The following is a 15,859-nucleotide window of genomic DNA, read 5'->3' as shown; positions in this document are numbered from 1 at the left end:
GTCGGCTCGTCGCTTCTCGCGCAGCAGTGGCCGGATCGCTTCCCACTGCGCATCGCTCAGGTGCATGCATCGGGTTTGCTCTAAATCGTTGCTGGATCAAAGTGTTAAGTCAGTTTCTCTATTTATGAGATAGGTTCTAGCCAATGTACCTGAAGATTTCTTTTTTGGCGAGGCGCTTTCTTCGGTGGAGCAGCGAGCAAGACTTCGTCTGTCACGTGAGACTCGGTGGCTGGCCCGCGGCAAGAAAATCTTTGATAACCGGATCGTCACCTCCGCCGGCAGCTTGGGAGAGCCCGCCGTGTACTCGGGCCCTTGACGTTACTCGGCTGCAGTCTTCACAACGCCCGCCGGCAGGAGAGCCGCGGAAGCCTTGTCGAGCAGCCAGGTGAGTGTGCCGGCAACAGGGTGAATGAACTGTGCGGGCAGGCGTTCCGGCTCACGCGCACCGGTGATCACATCGCGTACGACTTCCGCCTTCTCTTTTCCGGTCGCGATCAAGATCGTGTTGTGTGCCTGGTTCAGCACCGGCACGGTCATGGTAATGCGCCACGCGTTCACCTCGGCCACAAAGTCGGCTGCCACCAAACGCGACCTCTCCCGCAGCACCGGCGAATGCGGAAAAAGCGACGCGGTGTGCCCATTCGTGCCTAGCCCGAGCAGAACCACGTCGAAGCGCGGCCACTCTCGCTCTGCTGTGCCGGTCACTCGCCGGACTTCCTGTTCGTACGCGCTCGCAGCCGCGTCAGCCGGCGACACTTCGGTCGGCACGCGATGAACATTGCTCTCCGATAGAGGCACATGCCGCACAAGTGTCTCGTTGCACATGCGGAAGTTGCTCTGTGGGTCGGTCGGCGGGACGTACCGCTCATCGCCCCAGAAAACATGCGTGCGCTTCCAGTCAACGCGCGAACTGCACTCAGGCTTCGCCAGTTGCTCGTACGTGGGCCGTGGCGCCGTGCCACCGGCGAGGACGAAAAGGAACTGCTCGCGCGCCGCAATCGCCTCGCTCGCGTCGTGCACGATCATCTCAGCTGCGCGACGCGCCACCGCCGGCGCGTCGGGCAGAGCAATTATCTGAACGCTATTCTGGAATGCCGTTGCGCGCGTGAGTGGGCTGGATTCGCTCATGAACCCCGATCACGCCAGCCGACGCCAGTTGCGGCCATCGGCGATCAGTTTGTTCGCCTCGACCGGGCCTTCACTGCCGGCCGGGTAGTTGGGGAACTTTGGCGGCGGAAGCCGCGTCCACGCGTCCTCGATGGGGGTGATGATGCGCCACTCCGATTCCACCTCGTCGCGGCGCGTGAACAGCGTGGCGTCACCGCGCATCGCGTCGACCAGTAGCGTCTCATAAGCCGTCGGCAGCGCGGCGCCGAACATGGACTGGTATGAGAAGCGCGCCTGTACCGGCAGCGTGCTCATGTGTGAGCCGGGGCGCTTGGCGCCAAACGCAATGCTGATGCCTTCATCCGGCTGGATCTGGACGGCGATGACGTTTGGCTCCATCTCCTCGGCCGGCGTGCGCGCGAACAGCGCCTGCGGCGTGCGTTTGAAGTGGACGCGGATTTCCGTGTCCTGCCGCGCCAGCCGCTTGCCCGTGCGGATGAAAAACGGCACGCCCGCCCAGCGCCAGTTGTCAATGTTGAACTGCAGCGCGACGTACGTCTCGGTATTCGAGTTGGGATTCACTCCGCGCTCCTGGCGATATCCCCGAACAGGCTCGCCATTGATCACGCCGGGGCCGTACTGTCCGCGCACGGTGCAGCGCGCCACGTCCTCCAGGTTCATCGGCCGGATCGAGCGGAACAGTTGCACCTTCTGCTCGCGCACGGCGTCAGCCTCGAACGCGATCGGCGGCTCCATCCCGGTCAGCGCCAAAAGTTGCAGCAGGTGGTTGGCCACCATGTCGCGCAGCGCGCCGGTTTCCTCATAGAACGCAGCGCGGTCTTCCACGCCCACGGTTTCCGCCGCGGTGATCTCCACCCAGTCCACATAGTTGCGGTTCCACACCGGCTCGAAAACCGTATTGCCGAAGCGGAAGACGAGGATGTTCTGGACGGTTTCCTTGCCCAGGTAATGATCAATACGGTAGATCTCGCGCTCGCGGAAGACGCCCAGCAGAATGTCGTTCAACTTCTGTGCCGATTGCAGGTCGCGGCCGAACGGTTTCTCCACGACAATGCGCGACCAGCCGTGCTCGTTCCGGTTGAGCCCAACCGCTCCCAGTCCTTCCACCACTTGCGGCGCCGCTGACGCCGGCACCGAAAGATAAAAGAGATGATTCGGACTCGACCCGCTGCCGCGCATCTCTTCCAGCTTGTCGTGCAGTTCGCCATAGAAGCGCTTGTCGGCGAGGTCGCCGGCGATGTAGTGCAATCGCTTTTCAAAATCGCGCCAGCGCTGGCCGTCGAAGTCCACCGAGCCGCGCGCCTGCGACACCGCCTCGCGCATGCGCGTCCGAAAGGTGGCGGTGTCCATTGGTGTGCGACCGGTGCCGAGGACCTCGAACTCGGGATGCATACAGCCCACGCACGTCAGGTCGTAGAGCGCGGGAATCAGCTTGCGGCGCGCCAGGTCGCCGGACGCGCCGAAAATCACCAGGACGCATGAATCGCCCTTGGGCAGTTGCGGAGTGCCTACCTTCTGCGGGCTGACGGCCTCGATTACCGCGCTCATGGTGTCCTTTCTCTACTTCGCCGCTTTCCCAGGCGTGCGCGCCAGCGCACTCCAGTCGGTGTGTGCCGCCGGCGCCGTGGGCCGGTCGGCGCGATGATACGTATGCGCACCGAAGAAGTCGCGCTGCGCCTGGGTGAGGTTTTGCGGAAGCTGTGCCGAGGTGTAGCTGTCCAGGTAGGCCAGCGAGGCCGACATGGCCGGCACCGGAATGCACAGTTCAGCGGCCACGCATACCGCGCGGCGCCACTTCGGCATCGCGGCCGTGACCGCGCGCTGAAACTCGGAGTCGAGCAGCAGGTTGGGAAGGTCAGGCGTGCGCTCGAACCCTTTCATGATCGCGTCGAGCAACCGCGCGCGAATGATGCAGCCCGCCTTCCAGATCCGCGCCATCTCCCGCAGGCTGATGTTCCAACTGTATTCGTTCGAACCGGCGCGGATCAGTCCCATGCCCTGCGCGTAGGAGCAGATCTTGGCGGCGTAGAGTGCGTCGTGCACCGCTTCGATCAGCCCGCGCTTATCACCTTTGTACGCCACCGCATCGCGCGGATATTTTTCCGCCGCAACCACACGCTCGTTCTTCAGGCTGCTCAGCCCGCGCGCGTCAATCGCCGCGGCGGTGGTCGGAACCGGCACGACAAGATCGAGCGCCACCTGCGCCGTCCACTTGCCGGTTCCCTTCTGCTCGGCTGCGTCGAGAACGACGTCCACCAGCGGCTTGCCGGTTTCCGGATCGGCGACCGTGAAGATCTGCGCCGTGATGTCGATCAGGTACGACTCGAGCGGGCCGCGGTTCCACGTCTCGAAGATTTCCGCCAGCTCCGCCGCGCCCAGGCGCAGCGCCTTGCGCAGGATGTCGTACGCCTCGGCGATAAGCTGCATGTCGCCGTACTCGATGCCATTGTGCACCATCTTCACGAAGTGACCGGCGCCGTCGGGGCCAACCCAGGTGACGCAGGGCCCGGAATCGGAGCGCGCCGCAATCGCTTCCAACGTAGGCCGCATGTGCTCGTAGGCTTCCTTTGCCCCGCCCGGCATCAGCGACGGCCCATGGCGCGCGCCTTCCGCGCCTCCCGAAACACCCATGCCGAAAAAGTTCAGGTTACGCGCGCGCATCTCGGCTTCGCGCCGCTGCGTGTCCTTGAAGAAGGAGTTGCCGCCGTCAATCACAATGTCGCCGGGCTCAAGCAGCGGGGACAAGCGCGCGAGCATCTCGTCCACCGGGTTTCCCGCGGTGATCATCATGAGGATGCGACGCGGCCGCTGCAGCGAGCGGACGAACTCGCTCAGGCCTTTGCTGCCCACCAGGCGACGGCCGGCGTTCTCGGCAAGAAAGTGGTCAACCGCCTCGGGCCGCAGGTTCCACACAGCCACGCTGATGCCGTGGTCTTCGATGTTGAGCGCCAGGTTCTGCCCCATGACGCCCAGCCCGATCACGCCAAACTGCGCTACGGCCGGTGCCGATCCGGTGACTGGCATCTCCGCTCCTTGCTGAAATCCGCGGCCCGGAAGAACATGGCAAAACCCACTACCGCCTGGGCGAATTTCCGATGACTGCTTAGACGCGCTCCAGAACGACCGCGATTCCCTGGCCCACGCCGATGCACATGGTACAGAGCGCGTACTTCCCTGCGGAAGCGTGAAGCTGATTCACGGCCGTGGTCGCCAGCCGCGCGCCGCTCGCTCCCAGCGGGTGTCCGATCGCGATCGCACCGCCATTCGGGTTCACATGCTCGGCGTCGTCGGGCAGGCCGAGATCGCGCGTAACCGCGAGCGCCTGCGCCGCAAACGCTTCGTTCAGTTCGATCACGTCCATTTGCGAAAGCTTCAGGCCGGCCTTGGCCAGGACCTTGCGCGTGGCCGGCACCGGAGCAAAGCCCATGATGCGCGGTTCAATTCCCGCGGCAGCAGCGGCGATAATGCGCGCTCGCGGCCTCAGCCCATGCCGCGCGGCCGCTGCCTCGGAAGCCACCAGCAGCGCGGCCGCGCCATCGTTCACGCCCGACGCGTTTCCGGCAGTCACCGTGCCACCGGGCTTCACCACCGGCTTGAGTTTCGCGAGCGCTTCCAGCGTCGTGCCGGGACGTGGGTGCTCGTCCGTGTCGAAGCTTTTCGGCTCGCCGCCCTTGCCCGCAATCGTGACGGGGATGACTTCGTTCTTGAAGAAACAACTGGCATGAGCGCGCGCCCAGCGCTGTTGCGAACGCAGAGCGAACGCGTCCTGATCGGCACGCGAAACACTGAACTGCTCCGCCACGTTCTCGCCGGTTTCCGGCATCGAATCCACGCCATACCTGCTCTTCATCAGTGGATTCACGAAGCGCCAGCCGATGGTCGTGTCGTAAACCTGAGCATTGCGGCTGAACGCGCTCTCCGCCTTGCCCATCACGAACGGCGCGCGGCTCATGCTCTCCACGCCCCCGGCGACGATCAGATCAGCTTCACCCGCCTTGATGGCGCGCGCCGCGATGGCCAGCGCGTCCAGGCTCGAGCCGCACAGCCGGTTCACCGTGCTGCCCGGCGCCACAGGCGGAATGCCCGCCAGCAGCAAGGCCATCCGCGCCACGTTGCGGTTATCTTCGCCTGCCTGGTTGGCGCAGCCATAGATCACGTCATCGAGCGCGGCCCAGTCCACGGGCGGGTTGCGCTCAACCAGCGCCCGCAGCGGCAGCGCCGCGAGATCATCCGCGCGTATTGCGGCCAGCGCCCCGCCATACCGTCCAAAGGGCGTCCGCACCGCGTCGCAAATGAAGGCTTCGCTCACGCTGTTTCTCGCTCCAAGTTAACAGATGAACATACCGCGCCGCAGGCCCCAGAGCCAGCCTGTTGCGACCGGCTCGATGTAGAGAAGGGCGCCGGCCAGTTGCTGCTACGCGCAGCGCGCGCCCGCCCGCGCGCTGATCGTCTACTTCGAGATCACCGTAACAAAGCCGCCGCCGGAGCGCAGCGTCATCGCCAGCTTCGTCGTCTTCTGCTTGTTGATCGTCGCTTGTTCCACCTGGAGCGCGTGGTTGTCTGCGTCGCGCACCAAGCGCGCGCGGCATCGGGCGATTCATGCCCATCGGGTTGTTGGGAGGCACCGCCGGCGCAAACGCGCGTAAGCTGGATCCGTCAACGACCAACCGCCGCCATCTCGAGCGAGCACCGCTGATATGCCAAACTTCGATACGATCTGCTGCGTCTTGAGAAACATGCGCATGTTCATCAGGTTCTCCATCGCCGTGGTGTACGGCGAGCAGTGGGCGCCTGGCGGCGTGCCGGTTCAAGTCTCCGCCTACACGAACTGGGCCGGCGCCTACTCGACGCGCGGTCCGCTCATCGTCGTCGCGAGTCTTCCCGCGGCGCACGACGGATCGTCGGGCTTCGAGGTTCTCTTTCACGAGGCAATGCACCAGTGGGACGGACCGCTCCTCGATCGATTCCGCAAGGGCGCCGGGGCCATCGGCAAGATCCCCAACGGCCTGACGCACGCTCTCATTTTCTATACGGCCGGTTACGTCACGCGCGAGATCGTCGGCAGCTCGCACGCCCCGTACGCCGACGCGAACGGCATCTGGCAGGGCGGCATGGGTCAGTTCCGCGCGGCGCTCGACACGCACTGGAAGCCGTATCTCGAAGGCAAGACTACGCTCGACGAGGCCGTCATCGCCGTTCTTCGCGCCTCCGGCGGCTGACGATCTTGTTAAGTCACTGGCCGGCGAGAGCATCCGTCGCCATGGCCGCCGGCCGGGCTGGAAGGATTAGCAGCCGATCGCAACTCAATCGCACGCAACATGATTCTGCTCAGCCCCGCCAGGAATCCGCGCTCGGAGTCAGCCGGCGAGACAATGCCGCCCGGCACGCCGGCCGCCGTGAGCGCATGCAGCCAGCCACCCGCAATCGCATCTGAACCAACAATCGCAACCGGGACGTTTTTCGCCAGCACGCCCAGCGACATCAGCGCATCCATCTCCGACGCGATAAACGCGCCCGCCGCGTATGCGTAACGCTCGTCCGGCGTTCCCTGCCCGGCCAGATCGAGCAGCCGCACGCCGAACAACACCCGCGCATGGCCCGAACGCCGCTGCTCGCGCATTCCCGCGTCGAGCCACGGCACCGCGAGTGTGGCCGGGCGCTCAGGGGGTAATGAACTTGCCAGGACCGTATGCGTCTGCGCGGTGTGCAGCAGTTCCCCGGCAAGCGAAGTAACGCTGCCTTCAATCTGTCCGCCGGCGTTGATCTGGATCGCCTTCCAGTGCGAGCCCAGGCTGAGCACGACCCCCGGCGACTTGACGAGGCCAAGCGCCGCCAGGCCCACGCACAGCGTTTCTTCGCCGCGCATCACATCCGCCGTGCCGATCCGCATGGCGGCCATGCGCGGCGGACCGCTGCGAATGCCGGTTGCCAGCAGAGCAGGCAGCTCGGTCACGTCCTTGAGTTCAGTCCAGCGCGCCGCAGCCGCCAGTTCCTCCACGCCCGCTGGAGATGGCACATGCGGAACTTCGCAAAGCCCCTGCGGCGACGTGATCATGCCGGCAGCGGCCACGACCTGCGGCTCATTGTCCACTGCCGAGCCACGCAGCTCCGCAATCAGCTCCCGCAGGCCCTGTCGTAGGGCTTCCGGCGAGCCCGCTCGTGCCGAGTCGCGAACCCCAACCGGACGCGCTGCCCGCGCCAGCACCCTCTCGCCCTCGAGCAGCCACGCGCGCGTGTTGGCGGCGCCCATGTCCACATACACAGCGCAACGCGGAGCTTCACCGGGCGGCATATGTCTTCGAGGCCTGATTACGCGGGTTGAACACGGTGAAGCTGCCGTCCGGCTGCGCTGAGAGCTTCAGATACGCGCCCTGGCAACTCTCCTCCGAATTGGCGATGTGATCCGCCGCAACATTGTGAGCGGCATCCGACTGCACCGCGTAGTGCAGCTGCCACATATCTTCCAGGCCGGGCGAGTCATGCACCGTTTGCCACGCCTCGGGAATCCCGCCTTTTCGCGCGCCATTGTTCATGATGGCCACCCGCGGCCGCAGCGCGTGCACCAGCGCTCGCGCATTCGACTGGTCGAGCCCATGATGCGTGGTCAGGTAAACGTCCACCGTCCCGACCAGATTGTCCGGGCACGCCAGCTCGACTTCCTTCTTCTTCGTCAGGTCGCCCAGATCGATGAAGCGAAACTTGCCGTACGTGAGCAGCGTGCCCAGCGAACGCGCGTTCTCGGTCGAATCCACCGGCCAGTCTTTTTCAAAAGCGCACAGTGGATTTGGCTGCCCGGCGCCGTGCAGCGCCTTTCCGATGTGTTCGCCGTCTGCGGTGAGCACGGTTAGCGTGGCGTCTTTCAGTTTCAGCTTGTCGCCCGGCTTCATCACCCGGCGATTTGCGCCAGTCAGCAGCTTCTCGTAATCCGCAAACCGTGCCGGCGTCTCGCCCTGGTCCTCGCGGTTGGGACCGTGGTCGAGAAACGTTCCCACCCTGATGCGCTCGGCCAGTTGCGGCGCTCCGCCCACGTGGTCGCGGTGGTAGTGGGTGATGAGCACGTAGTCAATCTGCTTCAGTCCGGCCGAGTTCGCCACCGATACGATGCGGTCGGCGTCACGTCCGTTGAAGCCCGGCCATCCGGTGTCGATCAGCAGTGACTCGCCCGAGGGTGCCACGATGAGCGTGGCCTGTCCACCCTCCACGTCAACGAAGTAAATCTCCAGCGGCTTCCGCGCTGCGGCCGCGCTGCACAGCGCCAGACCGCAGTAGAAAACAACTCCCAGGACTCGAGCGATGAGCGGCCTCATCCGGCAACTTCCCGGCAAGCAGGGATTTTGCGACGAAGTGGCGTTGGCGGCATGCGAGTGCGCGCATGTTAGCAGGAAATGCGGTTTGACAGGATGCGCTGCTCGCGGACTTCCCACATCGCGGTAAGAAGTCACGGCAGCCGCCGCGTTAGAGCGCGATCCAGCCGGCGCGAATCAGCAGCAGCGACCCGACGGCAACCACCGCCCACAGCGCAACGCCCTGTGCCAGCGGTCGTACGCCGACCTCGCGTAGCGTTTGCCGCGAGAGTCCGCTGCCGATCAGGAACAGCGTCACCGTCAACCCGATGCGTCCCGCGTGATTCAACACCGCATAGGCCGGCGCGAACCGCGGCACATACGTATTGACCACTGCCGCCAGGCAAAACAGCAGGATGAACCAGGGCCACTGAATTCTCGTGTGGCTCTTCTTCACCGCAGCCGTCGCCAGCGCCAGCGGCACAATCCACAAAGCCCGCGCCAGCTTCACCGTGGTTCCCACCGCCAGCGCAACCGCCCCATAGCGCGCAGCCGCACCAACCACCGAACTGGTGTCATGAATCGCCAGCGCCGACCACAGACCAAACTGCGGCTGGCTCAAGTGCAGCGCCCACCCGATCGCCGGGAACGACAGCAGGGCCACGGAGTTCAGCACGAACACCGTGCCCAGCGAGACCGCCATCTCTTCGTCGGTGGCGTTGGCGATCGGCCCCACCGCGGCGATCGCACTGCCGCCGCAAATTGCCGTGCCGGTCGAGATCAGGAACGACGCGGTGCCGCCCACGCCCGCGAGGCGGCCCAGTCCCATGCCCAGCAGCAGCGACGCCGTAATCGTCAGCGCGGTGTAGAAAAAACCCGAGCGACCGGCCTGGATCACCTCGTGCAGGTCCATCCCAAAGCCCAGCGCCACCACCGACGCCTGCAACAGCCAGCGCGACCCGACGCGCGCCTGCCGCGCAAGAGGATGTTGAATCGTCAGCCCAAATACCAGGCCCAGCGCCAGCGCAATCGGAGGCGACACGAAACCGCTGGCCGCGGCCGCGATCCCAGCAAAGAAAATTATTCTCCTGAGCACCTTGACGTGAGCATACCAGAGCACGTGACGAGTGTTACGGTCACGCAACCAGGGCATCAACTCCCCCGAAACGCAATCGGTGCTGCACGTCGCCACACGACCGACGAGGTTCGGCGGCCCGACCAATAAGAAAGCCGTTCCCCTTGCGGGAACGGCTTCAAAATGGTTGCGGGCGTGGATTTGAACCACCGACCTTTGGGTTCTGAGCGTGACGGGCATTGGCTATGTGGTTCATAACAAGGCACGAGTGGCACTCGAAAGAGCCCTGAGGAACCCTCAGAAACGGGTATTGGGAGTTGAATGGGAGTCGATTTTGACCTTTGGGTTTGGGATCCAAGGAATGGGAGTTGGAGGGTGAATCAGAGCCCTGAATTCGTTCGATTGACGCTGGTCGCCGGGCCTTTGGTGAACTAAGCGGCGCCCAAAGGGGTCCTTTCGTCAGGACCCCTCAGGCGTCTGATGCTCTAGTGCAGGACGATTCCGACCAGGAAGCGAGCGTCGTTCTGATTCTTTCTCTTCTTTTGGTCTTGCTCGAAGCGCGTCAGCATGTATCCGCCTTGGCTGCGAAAGGCAAAGTGCTTGCCGACGTTGATATCGATGCCGCCCTCGGCCGTCATCGTGAAAGCGTTGTGGGACGAGTCGTTGTTGACCGTGCAACCGCCCGGGCCGCCGCAAAGGTTGACGTCCTTGCTGGTGATATCCCCGACGTGCGTGCCGCCGAACAGGATCTGCGCGAAAGGAGTGACCCCCTTGGCCACGTAGCGAACGCGCGGCCCGAACAGATACGTGATCGCGGTTCCGCTCACCGAGGCCTCACCGTTTTCGAATTTTATGGTGGAAATCTTGTGGCCCCCGAACTCACCCACCAGGCCGAAGTGTTTCGTCGGATAGAAAGCCGCTTCTCCCACTCCTCCGTTTGCATTGAAGGTGAAATCGCCACCCTGATTGACGGGCTGACTGAACTTGAAGTGGCTGAACGAATAGCCGCCGAAAACCTCGGCTTTCGGAGCATCCTGAGCCGCCGCAACAAGCGCCATTGCCAGCGTGACTCCTCCGAGACAAAGTATCCTCCTCACTGTTTTCAAAAACTCCTTTCTCATGAATTATATGGATACTGCGAACCTCCGGCGGAGCCGCCCGCCGATGCCCTGCAACCTCACTAGGTTGACGGGATCGTATCGGGTTTATCGATTTGAAACAACAGCAAGGTAGTTCGCATGGCCTTGAGGCCGGTTTTACCCACAAAAGCAGAAAACGGAGCCTTGCGGAAGGCCCCGCCTCTTAATGCTCCCTTATCCTCCCTCGCGGGAGGACCGCAATCAGCGGCAAGTGTACGAAGACGTTGGTTGCGGGGGGTGGATTTGAACCACCGACCTTTGGGTTATGAGCCCAACGAGCTACCAGGCTGCTCCACCCCGCGAAATGATGCTACCAAACGTGTCTGGACTGGTCAAAGGCGCGGCAACAGCGCCAGACAGAAAAAGCCCGGCTGGGATCACCGGGCTCTGGCTTAACCGCTGCTTTTCGTCTTAGTGACAAGTGGGAGCGATTTCTACTGTCTCGACAACCTTCATCGCGGTCCTCCTTTCTCGCTTGACGTTCAGGGTTCCTGTTCAGCGTCGCGCGGCGCTCGCTGGCGCCGGGCTGGCGGTGGCGGTGGATGCGGCAGCCTTCGCTGGTGATGTCGTTTTTGCGTACACGTCTTCCACGGCCGCGCGCAGCAGCTCGGCAACGCTCCATGCCTGCGCAAAGCATCCACGTGGCGTGTGCGGTGGATCGGCGTCGGCAATTTCCGACACCTGGCCCAGACCGGCGGCACGCAGGTGCTCACGGAACGGCTGCAACAGGTCGCCGGCGCGGGCGACTGCCGCGGCGCTGCGTCCATGCGCCTTGACATAGGCACTGACGAACGGCCCCATAAGCCACGGCCACACCGTGCCCTGGTGATAGGCGCCGTCACGCGCACGGGCGTCGCCCTCGTAGCGACCGATGTACTTTGGATCTTCCGGCGAGAGTGACCGCAGGCCGAGCGGCGTCAGCAGGTCGCGTTCGACCACCTCCACGACCCGTCGAGCACGGTCGGGTTGAAGCATCGTATGATGCAGGCTCACGGCGAATATCTGATTGGGACGAACCGAGGCATCCGGCGGGCCGCCGTTCACAACATCGTAGAGGCAGTTCTTCTTTTCATTCCAGAAAAGGCGGTTGAAGCTCCACTGCGCAACCGTGGCCATGTTGGCATAGCGGCGCTGGCCGGCTTGGTCGCCGAAGCGCGCGGCGAACTCTTCCAGCGTGCGCAGCGCGTTATACCAAAGCGCTTGAATCTCGACCGGCTTCCCGTACCTAGGCGTAACTACCCAGTCGCCGACTTTCGCGTCCATCCACGTGAGCTGCACGCCGGGTTCTCCGGCCGCGAGCAGTCCGCTTGGGTCCACCTTGATGCCGTAGCGGGTGCCGCGCACGTGCCAGGCAATGATGTCGCTGAACACCTCGTACAAGTTCTTGCGGACAAACTCGGCATCGCCGGTGTACGCGACGTAAGCGCGCGCAGCTTCAATAAACCAGAGGGTGGCGTCCACCGTGTTGTACTCGGGCGCTTCGCCGGCATCGGGAAAACGGTTGGGCAGCATTCCCTGGTCCACGTGCCGCGCAAATTCCAGCAGGATGTCTCGTGCAACATCGAACCGCCCGGTCGCCAGCGCGATGCCGGGCAGCGAAATCATCGTGTCGCGTCCCCAGTCCGCGAACCACGGATACCCCGCGATGATGCTCCTGTGCTCGCCCCGCGCCACAATGTACTGATCGGCGGCGATAAGGAGCTGTTCGACGAGTTCGTCCTTCACCGGCGAAGATGCGCTGAGCGCCCGGCGGCGGGCGGTCTCCTTCTTGCGCAGCTGTGTTGACGTCGAGGCGGCGCGCGGCTCCGTGGAAGCAATCACCACCACCGACTTGCGTGAGCCCAGGTTGTAGGTGAGGACGAAGGGCTGGAACAAGTCTTCCGCACAATCGAGACCGCGTTCGCGCTCGATCGCATACTGAAAATTGCGATACCAGTCGCCACTGCGCGTGAGCGCGTCGGCATCGTGTCCGAAGTAGAGCCGCGGAAGACCGTTGTACGGCTCAACGCTGCACATGCCCGCGGCGTCCTCGCGCACGTCACGATTGAGCGCCGCGTTTTCATGCGTGAGGCTGTGGTAATCCCGAAAGGCAATCAGGGGGCGCAGCTCGAGGGAGACATCCACCTTGCGTTTTGGTTTCGAGAGCAGCCTGTATTCGACAACGACCGTGTTCTCACCCTGTGCCATGAACACGGACTTTTCCAGCTCAACTCCGCCGGCCCGGTAGGTGAATACCGGAAATGGATCGAGCCGAAAACGCTTAAGGAAACGGTACCCCTGCGGATGCGCTGCGCCGGGATACTGGTTCGTGCCCAGCTCCAGGCGTTCGTCGCCAACGATGAGCGTCTCTTCAATTTTGGAGAGCAGGACCATGCGGCCCACGGGTGGGTGCGTTGCCGCGGTGAGCAGCGCGTGGTAGCGGCGCGTGTTCATTCCGATGATGGTCGAGCACGCGAAACCGCCCAGACCGTTGGTTTCCAGCCACTCGCGCGACGCGGCAGCGTCGGGATCGGCGGTGATGTTTTCGCCGAATTCGATCATAAGAACGACTCCAGGAACACTATCCGGCCTGGCGCAGAACGTCGGCGCGCGGAGTGGAAGACTCTTCCGCATGCGAAACCGTTGCCGCGCGGATGGTGATGAACTGCACCAAATCCTTGCTAAAGAGTACGTCGAGCGTCCAGTCGAGCGCGACGCGCAGTTTCTTCTCCAAGCGCGGCAGCTTGCTCAGGTAGATCGTCCGCCAGAGCCACCACGCGACAAAACCGGAAAAATTGATGCCGAGTATTTGCGCCACCCCCGTGCGGCGGCCAATGGCTGCCAGTTGCCCGATTGTGTTGAAGGAAAAGTTGCGCATCGTCCGTTCGCCGCGGACGGCAGCCATCAGGTTTCGTGCCAGCGTTCGGGCCTCCCGCAGCGCGTGCTGCGCGGTCGGCGGATAGAAGCCGCCCTTGCCGTCAGGAATCAGTGCGCAGTCGCCGATCGCCCAGAGCCCCGGATGTCCAGGAACGCCCAGCGTGCGGTCCACCAGCATGCGTCCACGCTCTTTCATGCACGGCAACGCGCGCAGCAGCGGATTCGGCGAGGTACCGGCGGTCCAGATAATGGTTCGCGACTGGATATAGGTGCCGTCGCTGAGCTCCACTCCATCATCGGATACGCCTGTGACTTTGATGTTGGTCAGGATTTCGACGCCGCGGTTCGCCAGCTTCCTCTGCGCATACCGTCCAAGCTTCTCGCCCAGTTCGGGCAGAATGACCTCGCCGGGATGAACCAGCACGACCCGCAGGTCGCCTTCGCTCAAGTTCGGATAGGCGTGCAGCGCTTCGTGCAGGAAGTCATGTATGCCGGCGATGGTTTCGACGCCGGCGAATCCTCCTCCTGCTACGACGAACGTGAGCAGCGGCTGGCGGATGTCGGCGCAGCACTCGGTGTCGGCTTCCTCCAGATGTGCAATGAGCCGGTTGCGAAGGTGCATGGCATCGCCCAGCGACTTCATGGTGAGCGCGTGCTGCTCCAGACCGGGCAGGCCGTAGAAGTTCGTTACCGAACCCAGGCCGATCACCAGGTGGTCGTAATCCATGGTGTGCGTGTGGTGGTCGAAGCCGTGCGCCACTGTGATCTGTTTGCGTTCCACGTCAATGGCGTGCACATCACCGGCGAAGAAATGAACGCGGCGCAGCAGCTTCCGTATCGGGCTGACGATGTTGGTCAAGTCCAGATCGCTGGCCGCAACCTCGTGCAACATGGGCGTGAACAGGAAGAAGTTCTCGCGGTTGATGAGCGTGATCTGCACGTTCGGATCGCGCGCGAGCGTCTTTTCCAGTTCCATGGCGACGTAAAGGCCTCCGAAGCCGCCGCCGAGGATCACGATTTTGACCGGACTGCTCATCACATGTCTCCAACTTCGCAGTACACCTTGATGGCGCCATTGCCGTGTTGCAGCGCTTCGAAGAGCGATCGGTAATTCTCCAGGCCCTTCACAGGATTCGTGAGCAACTGCGGCAGCCAGCCGGGATACTCGAGCTCGGCCTGCGCCATGTCGCGCACGCCGGCTTCGAAGTGGTCGCGGTTGGCGTTCACCGTGCCGACCATAACGCGGTTGCCGAGCACGAACTCCAGGTTGATCATGTCCGCCGGGACTTCGACTTTACGGTCGCCACCGGTGACGCTGGAGAGCACCAGCACGCCATTCTTTGCCAGCACCTGCATGCTCTCAAAAACCACGGGCGAAAACCCGGTAGCTTCGAACACCAGGTCGTAACGGCCGTGCTTGGCCGTGTGCTCAAGGATGCCGGACTCCTTAGTGGAAACGTAGGTTGCTCCGAGCGCCTCCACCAGATCGGCGTTGCGGTTCGGTTTCGGGGCCAGGGAAAATGTCGTCACCTGCACACCGCGCAGCCGCAACGCCAGCGTAGCGAGTAGCCCGATGGTCCCGGCGCCCATCACGGCGGCACGCCGGGGCCGCCACACCTTCAGCCGGCGCTGCACTTCGTAGGCCTGCGCCAGTCCTTTTTCAACGACGGTGAACGGTTCCAGCAACACGCCAACGTGCTTCAGCCCCTGCGGGATCTTGACGATGTACTCGGCATCATCGACGTAGTATTCCGTCAGGAATCCGTGCAGCCGGCTGATGCCGCGCTCGTAGTAGTTGTCGTCGGTCGTCATGTCGAACGTGCCGATCCGGTCGTACAGGCTCATCCCGGGGCGCCTCACGATCGCCACGGCATAATCGCCCGGCTTCAGCGAGGTGACGTTCTCGCCTACGGCTTCGACCTGGCCAAAGCTCTCATGCCCCAGCACGAGGAAGTCGTAGTTCGGAGGAGCGATGCCGTACTCCGCGGCGCTGATCTCCTTATCGGTACCATCTACTCCAACGCGTAGCACACGCACCAGCACGCCGCGGCCGTCGGGAATATCGTTGACCGAGGGCTTGTTCAGATTGGCAAGGTGAACGCTGTCTGCTTTGCCGGGAAAAACCGCAATCGCCTTCATGTCCATCACTCCTCGTTTGTCACGCTTCCCTGGCCGAGCCCACGGCCTCGCGTGACGCTTCCGGTACGGGTTTCACGCCCGTCGCAGCGCGACGAAGTTCGTAGGCGCCGCTCTGCTGCAAAAGCTTCGCGACCAGGCCCGTCCATCCTGTCTGGTGGCTGGCGCCCACGCCCGATCCGTTGTCGCCGTGGAAGTATTCGTAGAACAGGATCAGGTCGCGCCAGTGCGGATCGTTCTGG

Annotated in this window: 14 protein-coding genes and 1 tRNA gene; 1 reads left to right on the top strand and 14 read right to left on the bottom strand. The window is 63.5% G+C overall.

Annotated elements, in window-relative coordinates:
* Positions 1 to 318: 318 nt before the first annotated feature.
* The 5 genes from pgl to VFA60_05770 all read right to left on the bottom strand — a co-directional run bounded on the left by pgl (position 319) and on the right by VFA60_05770 (position 5,704).
* Positions 319 to 1,128, bottom strand: coding sequence for a 6-phosphogluconolactonase (pgl, locus tag VFA60_05790; protein HZQ91285.1), 810 nt, complete (start codon positions 1,126 to 1,128; stop codon positions 319 to 321).
* Positions 1,129 to 1,137: 9 nt separating this feature from the next.
* A complete protein-coding gene (gene zwf / locus VFA60_05785; protein ID HZQ91284.1) occupies positions 1,138 to 2,676 on the bottom strand; it encodes a glucose-6-phosphate dehydrogenase in 1,539 nt (512 codons plus the stop codon).
* Between the two features lie 12 nt (positions 2,677 to 2,688).
* Positions 2,689 to 4,152 carry an NADP-dependent phosphogluconate dehydrogenase gene (gndA, locus tag VFA60_05780; protein ID HZQ91283.1) on the bottom strand — a complete coding sequence of 488 codons (1,464 nt, stop codon included), beginning with the start codon at positions 4,150 to 4,152 and terminating at the stop codon, positions 2,689 to 2,691.
* Positions 4,153 to 4,231: 79 nt separating this feature from the next.
* A complete protein-coding gene (pcaF, locus tag VFA60_05775) occupies positions 4,232 to 5,437 on the bottom strand; it encodes a 3-oxoadipyl-CoA thiolase (protein HZQ91282.1) in 1,206 nt (401 codons plus the stop codon).
* A gap of 141 nt (positions 5,438 to 5,578) precedes the next feature.
* Complete coding sequence (locus VFA60_05770) at positions 5,579 to 5,704, bottom strand: hypothetical protein (GenBank protein HZQ91281.1); 126 nt, start codon at positions 5,702 to 5,704, stop codon at positions 5,579 to 5,581.
* Positions 5,705 to 5,864: 160 nt separating this feature from the next.
* On the opposite strand from VFA60_05770, the gene VFA60_05765 reads away from it, so the two are divergent.
* Positions 5,865 to 6,347, top strand: coding sequence for a hypothetical protein (locus VFA60_05765; protein HZQ91280.1), 483 nt, complete (start codon positions 5,865 to 5,867; stop codon positions 6,345 to 6,347).
* 8 nt (positions 6,348 to 6,355) lie between these two features.
* On the opposite strand, the gene VFA60_05760 is transcribed toward VFA60_05765, so the two are convergent.
* The 9 genes from VFA60_05760 to VFA60_05720 all read right to left on the bottom strand — a co-directional run.
* The gene (locus VFA60_05760; GenBank protein HZQ91279.1) at positions 6,356 to 7,378 is read right to left on the bottom strand and encodes a 2-dehydro-3-deoxygalactonokinase; all 1,023 of its coding nucleotides are present in this window, start codon (positions 7,376 to 7,378) and stop codon (positions 6,356 to 6,358) included.
* A 28-nt stretch (positions 7,379 to 7,406) separates the two neighbouring features.
* Positions 7,407 to 8,435, bottom strand: a complete 1,029-nt coding sequence (locus VFA60_05755; GenBank protein ID HZQ91278.1) for an MBL fold metallo-hydrolase — start codon at positions 8,433 to 8,435, stop codon at positions 7,407 to 7,409.
* Between the two features lie 148 nt (positions 8,436 to 8,583).
* Positions 8,584 to 9,726: a putative sulfate exporter family transporter gene (locus VFA60_05750; protein HZQ91277.1), complete on the bottom strand. Its 1,143-nt coding sequence runs from the start codon at positions 9,724 to 9,726 to the stop codon at positions 8,584 to 8,586.
* Between the two features lie 245 nt (positions 9,727 to 9,971).
* Complete coding sequence (locus VFA60_05745) at positions 9,972 to 10,607, bottom strand: outer membrane beta-barrel protein (protein ID HZQ91276.1); 636 nt, start codon at positions 10,605 to 10,607, stop codon at positions 9,972 to 9,974.
* 243 nt (positions 10,608 to 10,850) lie between these two features.
* Positions 10,851 to 10,927 (bottom strand) — tRNA-Met (locus VFA60_05740).
* Between the two features lie 193 nt (positions 10,928 to 11,120).
* Positions 11,121 to 13,166, bottom strand: a complete 2,046-nt coding sequence (locus tag VFA60_05735) for an amylo-alpha-1,6-glucosidase (protein ID HZQ91275.1) — start codon at positions 13,164 to 13,166, stop codon at positions 11,121 to 11,123.
* A gap of 19 nt (positions 13,167 to 13,185) precedes the next feature.
* The gene (locus VFA60_05730; protein HZQ91274.1) at positions 13,186 to 14,517 is read right to left on the bottom strand and encodes an NAD(P)/FAD-dependent oxidoreductase; all 1,332 of its coding nucleotides are present in this window, start codon (positions 14,515 to 14,517) and stop codon (positions 13,186 to 13,188) included.
* Complete coding sequence (locus tag VFA60_05725) at positions 14,517 to 15,620, bottom strand: glucose 1-dehydrogenase (GenBank protein HZQ91273.1); 1,104 nt, start codon at positions 15,618 to 15,620, stop codon at positions 14,517 to 14,519. The genes VFA60_05730 and VFA60_05725 overlap by 1 nt, the downstream gene beginning before the upstream one ends.
* 19 nt (positions 15,621 to 15,639) lie before the next feature.
* Positions 15,640 to 15,859: hypothetical protein (locus VFA60_05720; protein HZQ91272.1), on the bottom strand; the 220-nt coding region annotated here is incomplete at its 5' end.

The organism is Terriglobales bacterium, from assembly GCA_035651995.1.
GTDB lineage: Bacteria > Acidobacteriota > Terriglobia > Terriglobales > Acidobacteriaceae > DASRER01.
Note: the sequence above shows the minus strand (reverse complement) of the source record. Positions and strands in the feature narration are given on the sequence as shown.

Coding starts and splice junctions, on each gene's coding strand:
- pgl (HZQ91285.1), bottom strand. CDS start 1,128: ATGAGCGAATCCAGCCCACTCACGCGCGCAACGGCATTCCAGAATAGC.
- zwf (HZQ91284.1), bottom strand. CDS start 2,676: ATGAGCGCGGTAATCGAGGCCGTCAGCCCGCAGAAGGTAGGCACTCCG.
- gndA (HZQ91283.1), bottom strand. CDS start 4,152: ATGCCAGTCACCGGATCGGCACCGGCCGTAGCGCAGTTTGGCGTGATC.
- VFA60_05765 (HZQ91280.1), top strand. CDS start 5,865: ATGCGCATGTTCATCAGGTTCTCCATCGCCGTGGTGTACGGCGAGCAG.
- VFA60_05760 (HZQ91279.1), bottom strand. CDS start 7,378: ATGGGCGCCGCCAACACGCGCGCGTGGCTGCTCGAGGGCGAGAGGGTG.
- VFA60_05755 (HZQ91278.1), bottom strand. CDS start 8,435: ATGAGGCCGCTCATCGCTCGAGTCCTGGGAGTTGTTTTCTACTGCGGT.
- VFA60_05750 (HZQ91277.1), bottom strand. CDS start 9,726: ATGCCCGTCACGCTCAGAACCCAAAGGTCGGTGGTTCAAATCCACGCC.
- VFA60_05745 (HZQ91276.1), bottom strand. CDS start 10,607: ATGAGAAAGGAGTTTTTGAAAACAGTGAGGAGGATACTTTGTCTCGGA.
- VFA60_05735 (HZQ91275.1), bottom strand. CDS start 13,166: ATGATCGAATTCGGCGAAAACATCACCGCCGATCCCGACGCTGCCGCG.
- VFA60_05730 (HZQ91274.1), bottom strand. CDS start 14,517: ATGAGCAGTCCGGTCAAAATCGTGATCCTCGGCGGCGGCTTCGGAGGC.
- VFA60_05725 (HZQ91273.1), bottom strand. CDS start 15,620: ATGAAGGCGATTGCGGTTTTTCCCGGCAAAGCAGACAGCGTTCACCTT.